A 15,347-nucleotide genomic window follows, 5' to 3' on the forward strand; every position below is an offset into this window, starting at 1 on the left:
AATAAGTAGTAAAGCTTATCAATATGGAAATCTATCAACTGCAATATTTTATTAAAACCGCTGAGGTTTTGCATTTTACCAAAGCAGCTGAATTGTGTTTTGTAACGCAATCTGGGCTTTCGCAGCAAATTAAAAAACTCGAAGAAGAATTGGGAATGCCATTGTTTAAGCGAATTGGAAAAAAAGTACAATTGACAGAAGCTGGAGCAGTTTTCTTGATTCATGCTAAAAAAGTGGTTGAAAACGTCGAAAACGGAAAACAGGCGATTGAAGATTTAAACGAAATGATTGGTGGAGAACTCCGAATAGGTGTAACCTATATTTTCGGATTATTGATTCTGCCTGTTGTAAATGCATTTGCCAAAAGATATCTGAATTTAAGAATAGTTGTAGAATACGGCACAACAGAAGCTTTAGAACAAAAACTGATTAATAATGAACTGGATTTGGTTTTGGTAATTTCATCGCATGAGATTGGACCTCCAATTCAGAAAGTGCCTTTGTTTACCTCAAACATGGTTATGGCGGTTTCAAAATCGAACTCTTTGGCTGAATTAGAAAAAATACCGTTTAAGAAATTAGATGAAGTGCCATTAATTCTTCCAGGAAAAGGTTCCAATTCGCGAGAATATGTTGAATTGCTGTTTGCAAAACACAATATGAATCCGAAAATTTCGATCGAGTTAAATTCGATTCATGCGCTATTGCAAATGGTAGAAAACAGTGATTGGGCAACCATTGTAGCCGAAAAAGCATTGAAAGGTTGGGAGCACAGCCTTAAAGCTATTCAGATTACAGGCGTAGTAACCAAGCGAGATTCGTTTATGCTGACAATTGGCAGTTATCAAAAGAAAGCGGTAAAATTGTTTATGGAAGAATTTCGAAAAAGTATAAACGAATCTTGATTTTACTTTTTAAACTCGATTTTTTTTGTGTTATTTGCAGACCAAAATAGAAAGGTGTCCGAGTGGTTTAAGGAGCTAGCCTGGAAAGCTAGTATATGGGTAACTGTATCGAGGGTTCGAATCCCTTCCTTTCTGCGAGTTTTTAACTAAAAATAATACCAAACCTCGAAATGTATATTTCGAGGTTTTTTTTATTAACTTTCTATAATGTGTTAAATCTATTAAGTTGTAATTATTAAGCTTGGAGGAGTATAAATGATTTTATTAAAAAAGAATTGCAAAAGGAAAAAGTATTAATGTTGAAGGAACTCAAATTACTATCTTATCAAAAAAAGGAGGAGAAGAATATATTTCTTTAACCGATATGGCACGTAGTCAATTACAAGAAGTTGTAATTATAAAATGGCTGAGCCTTAAAAGTACAATTGAATATCTTGGAGAATGGGAAGCATTGTACAATCCAGATTTTAATTATACCGAATTCGGTATAATTAAAAATGAAGCAGGTAGTAATAATTTTGTGCTTTCAGTAAAACATTGGATAGAAAGTACAGGTGCAATAGGACTTACTGCAACTGCTGGGCGATATGGAGGGACTTACGGACACAAAGACATAGCTTTTCATTTTGGGATGTGGATTAGTCCTAGGTTTCAACTATTGTTAGTAAAAGAATTTCAAAGACTTAAAGAAGAAGAAAATGAAAGACTAAATTTAACATGGAATTTACAGCGAACTTTAGCAAAAGTAAATTATAAGATACATACTGATGCTATAAAAGAGAATTTGATCCCTCAATTGCTTACTAAAGAAAAAATAAATTTTATATATGCAGATGAAGCAGACTTGTTAAATGTAGCATTGTTTGGAAAAACAGCAAAACAATGGCGTATTGAGAACCCAAATAGCACAGGCAATATAAGGGATGAAGCAACAATTGAACAACTGGTTGTACTTAGTAACATTGAAAGTATTAATGCTGTTTTAATAAATAAAGGGATGATACAAAGTCAACGTCTAGAACAATTGAATGCTATTGCTATAACACAAATAAAATCATTATTAGGTAATATAAACCTAGACAAGTTAAAATAATGTATTGTAAAAGCTTTTATTTCTTATCCAATAACTTCTCCAAATACTCATTTTTATCCTTTTCAGCCTGAACCAAACGCTCATAAAGTTCTACAACTTTGTCTAAAGGATTGAATGAACAATTATTTGATTGGATAGCTCCATTGCTGTGGCTAAAGTCATTATCATAAATATTATTAAAGTAATTAATTACGGCTTCTTCCGAAAAGTTTTTAATCGCTTCAACGGTCATTCCAAGTGCTTTTGCAACTTCTTTTAGTTTTTCTTCGTCTATCGTTTCGCTATTTTCCATGGTAGAAACACTTTGTTGACTCATTCCTAAAGCTTGTGCCAAAGCTTCTTGCTTCATGTCTTTCAGCTCACGAATTCGGCTGATTTTGCGTCCTATATGACTTGGTTTTGTTGTTGTGCTCATAAATCAAAGATATTTAAAATCTTAAATAAAAATAATATTTTGGTAAAAAACAGGCATTTTTTGTAAGATACAGCTTTCAATATATATGCAAAAATACAGTTTTTCAGACAATTAATTAAACACTAAAGCTTAATCTCAAACAAACTAAAAGAACCTTCTTTATAATGTTCTGGTAATTCGTTTGTCCATTCGATGGTGCTTATTCCTTTGTATTCGAAACCACAGCTGGTGTAATATTTATTGATTCTTTCGTTACCGCTGTGCGTATCAAGTCTAATATATTCTTTATTATTTTCTTTAGCATATTGCTTAACCCAATCAATAATTTTTTTGACATAAGATTGCCCTCTAAACTTCGGGTTTGTAGCAATACGATGTAAATAAACTGCAGGATCTTTACTGGCTTCTTTCCAGATAATTAAATCATCAAAAGTAAGTACAAATGTACAGGCGATTTCGTTTCCTTCTTTGATTATAAAATGACGATCTTCGGCAATTTCTTTTTCTATTAATGCTCTTTCAAAACCTCTCCAGCTTTTGTTGTTTACTGTTTTTTGATATGATGTCGCTTGATTGTAAATATCGAAAACAGCATCGATATCTTCATTTGTAGTTTTTAAAAATTCCATTATTAAGCTTTATTCTGTCGATTAATGAATCTTCAAAGGTAAATCTTTCAATAGCTTTAGAGAGGAGAAATGTTTACTTTATGCTTTTTTTATCAGAGTTCAGCCAGACTACATTTTGTTCCGATTCATGATTTTGACCAATAATATCTCTATACAATTCTGGTCTTCTAGCTTTTATATAACGACTTCCTCCTGCAAGATTACATTTTTCAGGAGTAAGTACTGCTGCTGCAAAAGAATCATCAAAAGTGCGGCATTCTGCCAAAATATCTCCAAAAGGATCAATAATCATCGAACAGCCATTTTTTAATTGATCGTCATCCATGCCAATTGGGTTCGAAAAGATGGCATAAATCGCATTGTCATAAGCCCTTGCTGGAAGCCATTTCATTAACCAGTCACGACCTTTCATTCCGTCAAACTCTAATCGTAACGAAGTTGGATCGGCTTCGCGATTTTCCCAAAGCTGAGGTGCCACAAAACCAGCGCCAGGTCGGGTCGAAGGTGTGCACATCGTTACGTGAGGCATAAATATAATGTCAGCGCCTAGAAGTTTTGTAGCGCGTACATTCTCGATAATATTATTGTCATAACAAATTAAAATACCGCATTTCCAGCCTTCAATTTCAAAAATACAATAATGATCTCCAGGTGTTAAATACGGGTTTATAAACGGATGCAGTTTTCTATATTTAGCAACTAAACCATTTTTATCTACACAAACATAAGCTTTGAATAGATTGTCGTTTTCGTCTTTTTCGAAAAGTCCTGCTAATATTATAATGTTATTGTTTTTGGCAATTTCGATTAATTTTAAAATGCTCTCGCCACTCGGAATCAATTCTGCCAAATCCAGCATTTGTTCTTTTGATAAGTTTCTTGCAAATGTATATCCGGTTATAGAGCATTCATGAAAAGAAATTACATCACAGCCTTCGTGAGAAGCTTTTTGAGAAAGTTTTTCAATTACAGATAAATTATAGTTTTTGTCGCCACTTTTATTTTCGAACTGAGCGGTGGCGATTTTTAGATTTTTCATATTGTAAGCTATTAATTAATGGATCAAAAATAACTTTATCAATACGTCATGAATTGTACAAAACCGACATTTTAGAATGTTGAAGCAGGAAATCTTTTGATAAGATTATTGGCTAATTTTCCGGTGTTATAAACATATTCTGTTGGAGTAATTCCGGTATGTTTTTTAAACTCTTTTATTAAATGAGATTGATCTGAAAATCCAGCGTCGTAACAAATTCCAGTTAGATTGATATCGTCGGGTTTGTTTTTCAATAGTTTCAAAAAATAATGCAGTCGTACAACGTTGCCAAATTTCTTAGGATTAAGCCCAATGCATTCTTTGAATTTTCTTTCGAGGTGTCTTTCAGTATAACCCGTGTATTCTACCAATTGTTTTATAGAAAAAAGACCTTTCTTGTCAATTATAAAATTTAAAGAGTGATTTACTATTAACTGATTTGAAGAAGGTTTTGAAGCAATTGCTGATTTGAAAAATTGATTTAACAGCTCAATACGAGTCTGGTTGTTTTCTTCTGATAGTTGTTCCTGTAGCTCAATAATCTTTTGGTCAAACACATCTTCTACTGGAATAATAGAATCGTGAAATTCACTGGCAGGAATTCCTAATAATTGATGCATTCCGTTGGGTTGAAATACGACAATGATTAGAGTTATTTCATTCTCAGAATAAAGATCTTTAAAGCCATTAAGTTGTCCGTATAAAAACGAAACAGGCAAATAATCTTTTATTTGCTGTTTGTTAATTCCAGAAATAAGTTTGCTTTTTACAGAAAATACAATTCCAGTATTGCCATCAGAAAACAAACGAAATTTTTGAATTGCAGTTTCTGCATTATCTAAAAATAGATAATGTTTGATATAAGGTGATAATTCTTTTGGTGGAGAAACTTGCATGATTTCAGTTCATTTTTATTCATAAATGAAATTGTCATTTATTGTGGCGCCTTGGTTTTGTAAATCTAATAAGACTTCTTCTATTCTATGCTGTACATCGTCGCCAGTTTGTATTAATTCTTTTAGAAGAACTATTTCATAACCGCTTTTCAGTCCGTCCAGCGCTGTTTGTTTTATGCAGTACTCTGCCAGAAAACCACATAAAACAAGTCGGCGGATTTTATTTTGTTTTAAGAAGTTTTTAAATTCCTGAGACGAAAAACTGCTGTGCTGTGTTTTTGAAATTAAGATTGAAGAATCATCAAAGTCGAGATCAATTTCATGGCCTTTTGTTCCTTCAATACACATTGAAATTCCACTGCCAAATTGGTCTTTTTGATAATTAGAAAAAATAATCACAAATCTCCTAGTGTCAATTTGTTTTATTAGACTGTTAATTTTGTTTTTGACTTTTATTATCTGCTTGATGGGGTGTTTTTTTGCATACACACCTTCTGGATCAGTAAAGTCTTTTTGAGGATCTATAATTACCAGTAATTCTTCAGATGTTAAATGCATAATGTCGTTTTTCATTTTAAGTTTAAATCATCAAGAATTAACTTCGTACAAAATTAGACATATTTTTCGATTATAGTTTTTCTGATTCCTTGTAGATGTTTCTATCCATAGTAATGTGAAGTCTTTCGAACATTTCAGAAATATTGAACCCTTCTTTTTTATAATGAGCTTGTACCGCTTCTTTTGCTCTTTTCAAGACGGTTTCATTTTCCCAAACTGCAATTGTGATGTAAATTAAATTGCCATTTTCATCGGTACGTTCGTAAGCATTGTCATTTACAAATCCGTTTAAATGTTTTATGAAGTTTCGGTTGATTCGTACTCGTTCTAAAAATTCTTGCTTTGATTTCTCGGGAACGATAAATTTATCAATAAAAATTTGCTGCATGGTTTCTGATTTTTTAGGTTTAATTTCTGAATTGATAGTTGTTGATTGAGCATTTGTTTTATAAGCTAGCAATGTCAAAAAGGCAATTCCGATTAAAAGATTTGTTTTCATAATTCCTGTTTTTATTGATGTAAAATTCAGAATTGTGAAAATCAAATCATTGTAAAAAATCATTGATTTACCAAAAAGAAGGAAATCTGAAAAACTCAGTTGGTGTTTGTCCGGTGAACAATTTGAAGTCTTTATTAAAATGTGGTTGGTCAAAATAACCTGCGTCAAAAGCTAAATCTGTGAGATTTTGATTTTGTTGTTTAAGATCAATAATAGATTTTATGCGAACCACATAACAGAATTGTTTTGGAGAAGAACCAATTGTTTTTCGGAATCTTTTTTCAAATGCGTCTTGACTGATATAGAGTGAGTCGGCAAGTTCTTTTATTTTAACAATACCTTTTTTAGATTGTATGATGGTAATGGCAGCAGAGATTAAATCGTCGGGTTTGTAATTGTGCAGTCTTGACAGAAGAAACTGTTCGATAACAGCTATCCTTTGATTATTGGTTTTTGCTTCGGCTAAAAGTTCTTCGACAATAGCAATTTTTTGTGGCGGAATAAAGTTGTCAAGCGAAACACTTTCTTCAAATAATTCATGAAGTGGTTCTTTAAAAAAAGCTTTAGCACCAGCTTCTTTAAACTGAACGACAAGAGTTGTGGTTTCTTTTTCGTAATTAATTAAACGAACCGATCTGCGAATACCCGAAATTGTAGAAATTGGCAATTTGTCGAATTGATTTTCTTTAATATAACTGACAGTACCCTTGCAACGAAAAGCAATTGTTAGAGAAATGTTGGGCAAAACCCTATTTATCAATTCGTCTTTGCTTTCGATAATTCTGTACGTCTTAATAAAAGGCCTTAACTGTTCTGTTGGAATGAAATCGATAATTTTCATTTGAAAGTATTTTCAACAGGTTGAGCGTCAAAGGTATGAAAAACAAAATTCCAATAGCTTAATTGTTTCGACATTAAGCTATTGGAATTTTTTTAAGAACTTATTTTATTTTTAAACCATTTCAGTTTTCATTACAATTTCTTCTTCAATAGCATTCCAAAGTCCGATACGTTTTTCTAAGGCAAGAATTGAAACCTCTTCAACTTCTTTCCATTTTTGAGCATCTTCTTCACATAATTCAGTAATCATTGTCATTGCCATTGGTCCGTGTTCGTCGGCATCTAGTTCGATATGTCTTTCAAAGTAATATAACAGTTTTGCTAAATCGCTCTCTGGTAGATTTTTTTGAAAGTTCTTTAGGATTTCGGTAAACATACTCGGAATCAAATCTTCTCTTCCAAAAGTAAATGCAGCGGCAATTTCGTGTGGTTTTCCTTCTTCAATAACTCTAAAAGTAAAATCTAAAAAGGCTTTTACATTTGGATGTAAATTACTTTGCTTGATAGCAACAAATATATTATGAAGAGAATTTACCTCTGATAAGAAGTTTAAAACTCCTGTTGTATCTGCACCGCAGGCTTCCATAGCTTCAAGATACATTTCGTAGTGACTTTGTCTTTTTCCGTCAATACTTAAATCTGTTTCTTCTGCAAGAACAATTTCATTAATTAAATATCTAGTTTCTGGATTTTTTGTAGCAAACCAAGGAGTTGTTGTACAGGTAAGTTTGGCTTGTAAAGCTTTTAATAATGACATAAAATCCCAAACAGCAAAAACGTGAGTTTCAAGAAAACTGTGCAGGTCGTCTATATTTTGAATCTTATTGTATAAAGAATGATTTAATAGTTGGTCTTTTTGTGGTTGTATGCTTTTGTTTATCGTTTCGATATTCATTTTTGAAAAAATTTTGGTGCAAAGATAAAAAGCTTCTCCGTGAAGAAGAAGCTTTTTAGATTGATTTTGTATATATTTTAATAATTATCAATTATTTAAATGCTGGAATTCCGGTTACATCCATTCCTGTTATCAATAAATGTATATCGTGAGTTCCTTCATAAGTAATAACACTTTCAAGATTCATCATATGACGCATAATTGAGTATTCGCCCGTGATTCCCATACCTCCAAGCATTTGTCTGGCCTCGCGTGCAATAGTAATGGCCATATTTACATTATTACGTTTTGCCATAGAAATCTGTGCAGTAGTTGCTCTACCTTCATTTCTTAAAACTCCTAAACGCCAAGTTAATAATTGGGCTTTTGTGATTTCGGTAATCATTTCTGCCAGTTTTTTCTGTTGTAACTGTGTTCCTCCAATTGGTTTTCCAAACTGAATTCTTTCTTTTGAATATCTTAAAGCGGTATCATAACAATCCATTGCAGCACCAATTGCTCCCCACGCAATTCCATAACGAGCAGAATCTAAACATCCGAGAGGAGCACCAAGTCCAGATTTATTTGGCAAAAGGTTTTCTTTTGGAACTTTTACATTATCGAAAATTAATTCTCCAGTTGCAGATGCACGAAGCGACCATTTGTTATGCGTCTCTGGAGTTGTAAATCCTTTCATACCACGCTCAACAATTAAACCATGAATTCGCCCTTTTTCGTTTTTCGCCCAAACAATAGCAATATCAGCAAATGGGGCATTCGAAATCCACATTTTAGCACCATTTAAAAGATAATGATCGCCCATATCTTTAAAATTGGTAATCATACTTCCAGGATCAGACCCATGATCTGGTTCGGTTAAACCAAAACAGCCTATATACTCTCCCGTAGCAAGTTTTGGAAGGTATTTCATTCTTTGTTCTTCGTTTCCATATTTCCAAATCGGATACATTACCAAAGAAGATTGTACAGATGAGGTAGATCTTACACCAGAATCGCCTCTTTCTATTTCCTGCATAATTAAACCATAAGAAATTTGGTCTAATCCCGCACCGCCATATTCTACAGGAATATAAGGTCCGAAACCGCCAATTTCACCAAGACCTTTAATAATTTGTTTAGGAAATTCTGCTTTTTGGGCATATTCTTCAATGATAGGAGAAACTTCTTTTTTAACCCAAGCACGAGCAGATTCGCGAACCAATTTATGTTCGTCTGATAATAAATCGTCTAGGTTAAAATAATCTGGAGATTGAAATAGGTCTGGTTTCATGTTTTTTAATTTTTAGCAAAGCAAATTTACGTAATAAAAATATAACAAATACAGGTTAAATTGTTGTATTTTTTTACGGTAAAAATAAAATTAATAGGAATTTGGCAAATTAATTGTAGTTTATTGATAATTTATAGACTATTTTTGAATACCAAAAACTAACTTAATGAGGCTGATCATCTCTTTATTTTTTTTACTATTGATATTTTCTAGTGGGACTGCTCAAATCAAAGAGGAGTTCACGGAACAAAGGTACTTAGAATTACAGGATAAAATTCGTTTCAGCATGAATGGTAACTTCGACCAGGGTCTTGAATATGCAGAAGAATTAAAGAAATCCAACAACAATGAACACATAGCATTTGCCTATGGTGCAGGATCATATCTTTATCAATTAAAAAATAATAGAGCTAAAAGTGATGAATGGTTTACCAAGGCATTAGCTTATTATAATAAACTGCCAGAATCTGTTCAAAAAATAAATCTTAGAGCTTACCTATATAATTATAAAGGATTGATAGAGTGGAAAAGGAGAAACTTTAGTAATGCTCTTACTAATTATCAGGAAGGAATTAAACTCTCTATCAAAACTAATGATGTTATTCAGATTGTAAAATTTAAAAGTAACATCGCCTTGGTTAATGAAGCTGTGGGTAATTATGAACTTGCCGTTAAAAATCTTAGACAAAACAGTGATTTTTTAGATAAGAACGAAAATCTTTATGATAAAGACCAATTTCAGAATAGTAGAAGTAACATTTATACCAATTTAGGGAATGTCTACGAAGGTTATTATATGAAGAATCGAAGTAAAGCCTTTTTACTTGATTCGGCCGAGTACTTTTACAAAAGGGCGATAACCTATTCTCAAAACTATATGGATAACAAAATGACGGCTACTTTAAGTCTAGGAAATATCTATTTGCTGAAAAAAGATTTTAAAAATGCCGAAAGGTCTTATTTTGATATTGCAATGTATGCGAAACAAAATAATGACGAGGACTATTATAAGACTGCAAATTATAATTTGGGAGATCTTTATTATGCTCAAAAGAAATACGATAAAGCCCTGATATTCCTGAAAAAAGTTGATTCGCTTTATCTTAAGGAGAAGAAAATAGATGTGAGCTATTTTCAATCCAATTATGTCCAGGCCAAAATTTATAATATTCTAAACGAGCCTGAATTGGCTTTTAAGCATTCTAAAATTTATTTAGATTCTTATGAAAAATATGAGGGGCAACTGCGGGAAGAAGCTTTAGAAGTTAATTATAAATTGGGCACTGCAAATCTGAGTGATGAGATGTTGAGCATTCAAGAGAAGTATAAATATGAAGTTTTATGGAATAAAGCCCTAAAAGTCTTCTATGTTATTTTGGTTGTTGGGATTGTATTTTTCTTGATTAAAAATATTAGAGATAAGAATAGAGCTCAGAAAAAAATGAACGCTCTAATTGAAGAGTTTAAAGCTAATCTTGAGAAAAAAGAATCTGAAAAAGCAGAAATCGAAAAAGCAGCATTAGAGAAAAACATAGTTTTGGAAGAGTCTCTAGAACTAGAAGATACACAGCTTAAAAAAGAAAATGCAAATCTTAGTATTGATGAGGCTAAAGAAAATAAAATTGTAGAAAAATTATTGGCGCTAGAAGAGAAATTGGAATATCTAAATGCAGATTTTACGCTTTCGTATGTTGCTAAAAAAATTAAAACCAATACAACTTATTTATCTTATGTTGTCAACAAAAGATTCGGAAAATCTTTTGGAGAATATTCAAATGAGTTAAAGATTAATTATGTTATTAATCAGATGATTACAAATCATTTGTATCGTAAATATTCGACTCAGGCAATTGCAGAAAGCGTTGGTTTTAAAAATGCCGTTTCATTTGCAAAATCGTTTCGCAAAAGAACTGGAGTGTCTCCAGCTCAATTTGCGAACAATATTTAAGCTTGAATTATTAACCATTTCCTCCACCATTAGTTTTTATTGGATAGCTTACAACAGGCGGGTCAATAGATTCGTTTTCACCTCCTCTAATAATTCTTTGAGTTTTTTTGTCTATTTTTTCTAGTTCAAAATCTTTGAATGTCAATATTTTAGTTTTCATGGTTTAAATTTTTTTAGTTGTTTTTTATAATTGAAATCTGTAAATGCTAATCAGCCGTTTCCTCCACCATTGGTTTTTATAGGATAACTTACAACAGGCGGGTCAACAGTGTCGCTACCGCCTCCTCGAATAATTCGTTGCGTTTTTGTATCTATTTTTTCTAATTCGAAATCTTTGAATGTCAATATTTTAGTTTTCATGTCTTAATTTTTAGTTATTTTTTATAATTGAAATCTGTAAATGCAAATCAGCCGTTTCCTCCGCCATTAGTTTTTATAGGATAACTTACAACAGGCGGGTCAATGGATTCGCTTTCACCTCCTCTAATAATTCTTTGAGTTTTTTTGTCTATTTTTTCTAGTTCAAAATCTTTGAATGTCAGTATTTTAGTTTTCATGTCTTGAATTTTTTAGTTTTTTATGCTATAATATTATGTATTAAGAATTAGCCGTTTCCTCCGCCATTGGTTTTTATAGGATAACTTACAACAGGCGGATCAATAGGTTCGTCATCACCTCCTCTAATAATTCTTTGAGTTTTCTTGTCTATTTTTTCTGTCTCGAAATCTTTGAATGTCAATATTTTATTTTTCATATCTTTTTTTTTTTGGATTACTTTTTTTTTGGAATTTTCGCTATTTTTAAGATGTCTATCAGCCGTTTCCTCCACCATTGGTTTTTATAGGATAGCTTACAACAGGCGGGTCAATTGATTCGTTTTCACCTCCTCTAATAATTCTTTGAGTTTTCTTGTCTATTTTTTCTACTTCGAAATCTGCTAATGTGAATGTTTTACTTTTCATGTTTTGAAATTTTATATTATGTACTATTAATCTTTCATATTTGTTTTTTCGCAACTTTGCCAAATGCGGCAAAAAGCGCTGAAAAAATTTGGTTTATGTTAAAAGTTTTTTTGAGTATTATAGATCAGAAGCAGTAAAAACTTGGGTTTTGTTTGTGAGATAAAACTTCTAAATTAAGATGCTGCTTTTTGCTTTTTGGAGAGTTTTTCACTTCCGATTTGAGGCTCTTTTTTACGATTAAAATTGTTTTTTTAGAGCTCCTCATTACGTTTTTCTTTCTTGAAATTCGTATGATTTTTTTGCCCTTATTTTCATGTTTTTCGATGTTTAGATTATTACTTATCCAAAACTAGATAAAAAGCAAAACCGTTAATCGAAAATGGGCTTTCTGAGCTTTTTGTTAAAAAAACAACAACGTAACTATTTGATAATAAATTATTTACGCGTCGTACTATACTTGGTATAATTTATAAATTGTATGTGGTATAATTAATAAAATGTATGTGTTTATGTGATTTTTATCAATAAAAACCCCAATCTTTGCAGTGTAATTATGATTTAAAAACAATCAAAAACGATGTTAAAACTGGTCCAAAAATTTCTACAAATCAATCGATACTCAGACATCAAAAATGAGTTCAAGGACCTGTTTTTGTCTCATCCAAATTATCCGAGTTTGTTTGCCATTACAGACTCGTTTGATTTGCTTTCGGTAGAGAATGCAGCTGTAAGAGTTTCGAAAGAGCAGATTGAAGATTTGCCTTCAAACTTTTTGGCGTATTTTAAAGATGAATTGATATTGGTTGAAAAGATTAAAAGTGGAGTTAGAATCACAACCACAAAAAAAGGAAGCCAAAAATTATCTTATGATAAATTTCTTTTAGACTGGAACGGTGTAATTGTTGCCATTGAACCTAACAATGTAGTGGCAAGAGACAATTTAAAATTCGAATATAATTGGCTCAAATATTTTTTGCCTTTTGTACTTGTAGCAGGGTTGTCTTTTTATTATAATGGTTTTAACTGGTTTAGTGCATCATTCTTGGTAACATCAGTTCTTGGTTTAATTGTAAGCATATTTATTGTTCAAGAAAAATGGGGAGTTAAAAACACCGTAATTTCAAAATTCTGTAATTTAAGTTCTAATTCTTCTTGTCACTCAGTAATAAGTTTCAACGATGATATTGCAAACAGATGGTTAAGTTTCTCAGATTTGCCATTACTTTTTTTTAGTGCAAGCATCATCGCAATATTAGTTCAGCCTTTAAGCTCTGCGATTTTTGTTGGACTTTTAAGTTTGTTGGCTATTCCAATAATAGTTTGTTCGATTTGGATTCAAAAATTTGAAATTCAAAAATGGTGTGTAATGTGTTTAGCAATATCATTTTTAATATTGGCTCAAAGCATTATTTGGTTTTCATCAGATCTTTTTACATTGAGTTTTAGTTTTAATGAAGTTTTTCCGTATGTATTCTCTTTATTGCTTTTAATGCCAATTTGGGCGACAGTTAAAGTAATGATTAGAAAAATGCTTGATAATGAGAACTCTCTTAAAGAACTTAAGAAATTTAAAAGAAATTACGCTCTATTGAATTTCTTGTCTAAAAAAGTAAAATACACAAAAGGATTTGAAGATTTAAGAGGCTTGACATTTGGTAATAAAAATGCGGGAGTAAGACTTTCTGTAATTCTTAGTCCAAGCTGTGGACATTGTTACAAAACTTTTCAAGAAGCTTTTGATTTGGTGCTGAAGTTTCCAGATAAAATATATTTGAATGTTCTTTTTAATATTAATCCAGAAAACAACGACAATCCTTATAAAGCAGTTGTTGAAAGACTTTTAACTATTAATAGAACAACACCTGGAAAAACGGTAGAAGCGATTTCAGATTGGTACATCAAAAGAATGTTGCACAAGAAGTGGCTTAAAAAATGGAATGTTGATTCTGTAAGTATGATGATAAATCAGGAAATTCAGAAACAATATGATTGGTGCTCTATGAACAATTTTAATTACACACCTATTAAAATTGTAAACGAAAGGCTATTTCCAAATGAATATGAATTGAATGAGTTGAAATATTTCTTAAATGATTATGTAGATGAAGTTCAAGTTTTAGAGAAAATAGCATAATATACAGAAGCTTCAACTGTTGAAATAGAAGAGAATAACCCCCGATTAAAAAAACCTGCAGTTATGTTAAAGAACATTTTGAAGTTGAAAAGTGCAGTAGAATTGACTGCGAATGAGCTGAAAACAATAAATGGAGATCATGCTCCTATTTGTGAAGATGGATTTAAAGCTAAAAGATGTACGGAATTTGGAACAGTGCCAGCTTACTGGAACTGCATACCAAATAGTTATGTTGGAAGCTGTTAAAGAAGATTTTTTGAGCATCAAGTTATTTAAGATTTGAGGCTTAAACCAAAAAATGTAAATAGCCAGTTATGTTAGAAAAGATTTTAAAAAGTAAAGAAACAAGAAAGCTGACAAAAAAGGAACAGAAAAACATTTTGGGAAGTGAGTATCTACAAGAACTCAATTGCCATGATAATGCTGTTGAGAAATACGCTACTTGCTAATTTATAATGGTATATAGCAATTTTAAAAAACTATTGCTATATCAAAAGGAATTAATTATGCTAAAGAAGATTTTAAACCTAGAAGGTGCTCATTACATAAATAAAAATGAACAGAAAACCATGAAAGGAGGAATTCCAGAATGTTGGGTTTATGCTTTAGAGGCTGGATGTTTTTTAATACCGCTAGGCGAAACATGCCCTTTAAATACGTCATCGGGCATATGTGACACAAGCCGTCTTTGTTGTTAAGTCAAAAATTATTAACTAATTATAATAATGTAAAATAAAGCCTTTTTAAAATTTAGTCATGTTTTTTTTAATTCGTAGGCGCTCGATCGTGGAACATTGAGCAAATTATCCCAACATTGATGATTGGTGTCGGGATTCTCAGGATAATTGGCCACCTGATTAGTTTTATTTGGTTAGGGCTAATCAAGTGCCATATTCCTAGAGGAAATTAAATTACGAATATTTATCGTATTTAAAGTATTAGAGAAGTGAATTTATTTCTCCTTGTTTACAAGAGCTGATAGTTTATCTATAGAGACAGACAGAAACTTCAAATGTCTTAAAATGATTGGAGTGCAAACAAACTAAAAAACAAAAAAAGCATGTTAAAGAAAATTTTAAAATTAGAAGGAGCTCAAGAGCTAACTAGAGAACAACAAAGATCTATTAAAGGCGGAATTGCTTGTGGTGGTGAACACCCTCCATGTAAAAGTGGTTTTCACTGCGTGATTCCAGATGTAGGTGAGGGATATTGTAAAAGCAATTAATTGTTATAGTAACTAGGATATAAAAATATCAAAAAAAGC

Annotated in this window: 20 protein-coding genes and 1 tRNA gene; 7 read left to right on the plus strand and 14 right to left on the minus strand. The window is 31.7% G+C overall.

Annotated elements, in window-relative coordinates; translation table 11 throughout:
• The first annotated feature begins 23 nt into the window (after nt 1-23).
• From AC5ZCW_RS06120 to AC5ZCW_RS06130, 3 genes are all read left to right on the plus strand, one after another.
• Entirely contained in the window at nt 24-905 is an 882-nt protein-coding gene (locus AC5ZCW_RS06120; protein WP_343540464.1) for a LysR substrate-binding domain-containing protein, read from the plus strand.
• Between the two features lie 48 nt (nt 906-953).
• Nucleotides 954-1,040, plus strand: a tRNA-Ser gene (locus AC5ZCW_RS06125).
• A gap of 178 nt (nt 1,041-1,218) precedes the next feature.
• Complete coding sequence (locus AC5ZCW_RS06130) at nt 1,219-1,998, plus strand: KilA-N domain-containing protein (protein ID WP_496118560.1); 780 nt, start codon at nt 1,219-1,221, stop codon at nt 1,996-1,998.
• Nucleotides 1,999-2,014: 16 nt separating this feature from the next.
• On the opposite strand, the gene AC5ZCW_RS06135 is transcribed toward AC5ZCW_RS06130, so the two are convergent.
• The 9 genes from AC5ZCW_RS06135 to AC5ZCW_RS06175 form a co-directional block, all read right to left on the minus strand.
• Nucleotides 2,015-2,413 carry a helix-turn-helix domain-containing protein gene (locus tag AC5ZCW_RS06135; protein ID WP_496118512.1) on the minus strand — a complete coding sequence of 133 codons (399 nt, stop codon included), beginning with the start codon at nt 2,411-2,413 and terminating at the stop codon, nt 2,015-2,017.
• A 122-nt stretch (nt 2,414-2,535) separates the two neighbouring features.
• Nucleotides 2,536-3,042 carry a GNAT family N-acetyltransferase gene (locus AC5ZCW_RS06140; RefSeq protein WP_496118514.1) on the minus strand — a complete coding sequence of 169 codons (507 nt, stop codon included), beginning with the start codon at nt 3,040-3,042 and terminating at the stop codon, nt 2,536-2,538.
• 73 nt (nt 3,043-3,115) lie between these two features.
• Complete coding sequence (locus tag AC5ZCW_RS06145) at nt 3,116-4,081, minus strand: nitrilase family protein (protein ID WP_496118516.1); 966 nt, start codon at nt 4,079-4,081, stop codon at nt 3,116-3,118.
• Between the two features lie 71 nt (nt 4,082-4,152).
• Nucleotides 4,153-4,977 (minus strand): DUF6597 domain-containing transcriptional factor, encoded by an 825-nt coding sequence (locus AC5ZCW_RS06150; RefSeq protein WP_496118518.1) that lies wholly within the window; start codon nt 4,975-4,977, stop codon nt 4,153-4,155.
• A 15-nt stretch (nt 4,978-4,992) separates the two neighbouring features.
• Entirely contained in the window at nt 4,993-5,550 is a 558-nt protein-coding gene (locus AC5ZCW_RS06155; RefSeq protein ID WP_496118520.1) for a cysteine hydrolase family protein, read from the minus strand.
• A gap of 55 nt (nt 5,551-5,605) precedes the next feature.
• A complete protein-coding gene (locus AC5ZCW_RS06160) occupies nt 5,606-6,034 on the minus strand; it encodes a hypothetical protein (RefSeq protein ID WP_496118522.1) in 429 nt (142 codons plus the stop codon).
• A gap of 67 nt (nt 6,035-6,101) precedes the next feature.
• On the minus strand, nt 6,102-6,875 hold the full coding sequence (locus AC5ZCW_RS06165; protein ID WP_496118524.1) for an AraC family transcriptional regulator: 774 nt from the start codon (nt 6,873-6,875) through the stop codon (nt 6,102-6,104).
• 111 nt (nt 6,876-6,986) lie between these two features.
• A complete protein-coding gene (locus AC5ZCW_RS06170) occupies nt 6,987-7,769 on the minus strand; it encodes a DUF3050 domain-containing protein (protein ID WP_343540452.1) in 783 nt (260 codons plus the stop codon).
• Nucleotides 7,770-7,860: 91 nt separating this feature from the next.
• The gene (locus AC5ZCW_RS06175) at nt 7,861-9,039 is read right to left on the minus strand and encodes an acyl-CoA dehydrogenase family protein (protein WP_496118526.1); all 1,179 of its coding nucleotides are present in this window, start codon (nt 9,037-9,039) and stop codon (nt 7,861-7,863) included.
• A 286-nt stretch (nt 9,040-9,325) separates the two neighbouring features.
• Between AC5ZCW_RS06175 and AC5ZCW_RS06180 the strand changes: the two genes are divergently transcribed.
• On the plus strand, nt 9,326-10,987 hold the full coding sequence (locus AC5ZCW_RS06180; protein ID WP_496118528.1) for a helix-turn-helix domain-containing protein: 1,662 nt from the start codon (nt 9,326-9,328) through the stop codon (nt 10,985-10,987).
• 10 nt (nt 10,988-10,997) lie between these two features.
• On the opposite strand, the gene AC5ZCW_RS06185 is transcribed toward AC5ZCW_RS06180, so the two are convergent.
• From AC5ZCW_RS06185 to AC5ZCW_RS06205, 5 genes are read right to left on the minus strand one after another with little or no spacing between them, the layout of a single operon-like run.
• Nucleotides 10,998-11,147 carry a hypothetical protein gene (locus AC5ZCW_RS06185; protein WP_177211279.1) on the minus strand — a complete coding sequence of 50 codons (150 nt, stop codon included), beginning with the start codon at nt 11,145-11,147 and terminating at the stop codon, nt 10,998-11,000.
• A 50-nt stretch (nt 11,148-11,197) separates the two neighbouring features.
• Nucleotides 11,198-11,347: a hypothetical protein gene (locus AC5ZCW_RS06190; RefSeq protein ID WP_343540446.1), complete on the minus strand. Its 150-nt coding sequence runs from the start codon at nt 11,345-11,347 to the stop codon at nt 11,198-11,200.
• 47 nt (nt 11,348-11,394) lie between these two features.
• A complete protein-coding gene (locus AC5ZCW_RS06195) occupies nt 11,395-11,544 on the minus strand; it encodes a hypothetical protein (RefSeq protein WP_496118531.1) in 150 nt (49 codons plus the stop codon).
• A 47-nt stretch (nt 11,545-11,591) separates the two neighbouring features.
• On the minus strand, nt 11,592-11,741 hold the full coding sequence (locus tag AC5ZCW_RS06200) for a hypothetical protein (protein WP_343540444.1): 150 nt from the start codon (nt 11,739-11,741) through the stop codon (nt 11,592-11,594).
• A 58-nt stretch (nt 11,742-11,799) separates the two neighbouring features.
• The gene (locus AC5ZCW_RS06205) at nt 11,800-11,949 is read right to left on the minus strand and encodes a hypothetical protein (protein ID WP_343540443.1); all 150 of its coding nucleotides are present in this window, start codon (nt 11,947-11,949) and stop codon (nt 11,800-11,802) included.
• A gap of 577 nt (nt 11,950-12,526) precedes the next feature.
• Between AC5ZCW_RS06205 and AC5ZCW_RS06210 the strand changes: the two genes are divergently transcribed.
• From AC5ZCW_RS06210 to AC5ZCW_RS06220, 3 genes are all read left to right on the plus strand, one after another.
• Nucleotides 12,527-14,083 carry a vitamin K epoxide reductase family protein gene (locus AC5ZCW_RS06210; RefSeq protein WP_343540442.1) on the plus strand — a complete coding sequence of 519 codons (1,557 nt, stop codon included), beginning with the start codon at nt 12,527-12,529 and terminating at the stop codon, nt 14,081-14,083.
• Nucleotides 14,084-14,146: 63 nt separating this feature from the next.
• Nucleotides 14,147-14,329 carry a hypothetical protein gene (locus tag AC5ZCW_RS06215; RefSeq protein ID WP_281634549.1) on the plus strand — a complete coding sequence of 61 codons (183 nt, stop codon included), beginning with the start codon at nt 14,147-14,149 and terminating at the stop codon, nt 14,327-14,329.
• An 814-nt stretch (nt 14,330-15,143) separates the two neighbouring features.
• A complete protein-coding gene (locus AC5ZCW_RS06220; RefSeq protein ID WP_343540441.1) occupies nt 15,144-15,308 on the plus strand; it encodes a hypothetical protein in 165 nt (54 codons plus the stop codon).
• Nucleotides 15,309-15,347 lie beyond the last annotated feature (39 nt).

This window comes from Flavobacterium sp. PLA-DH12, assembly GCF_059511845.1.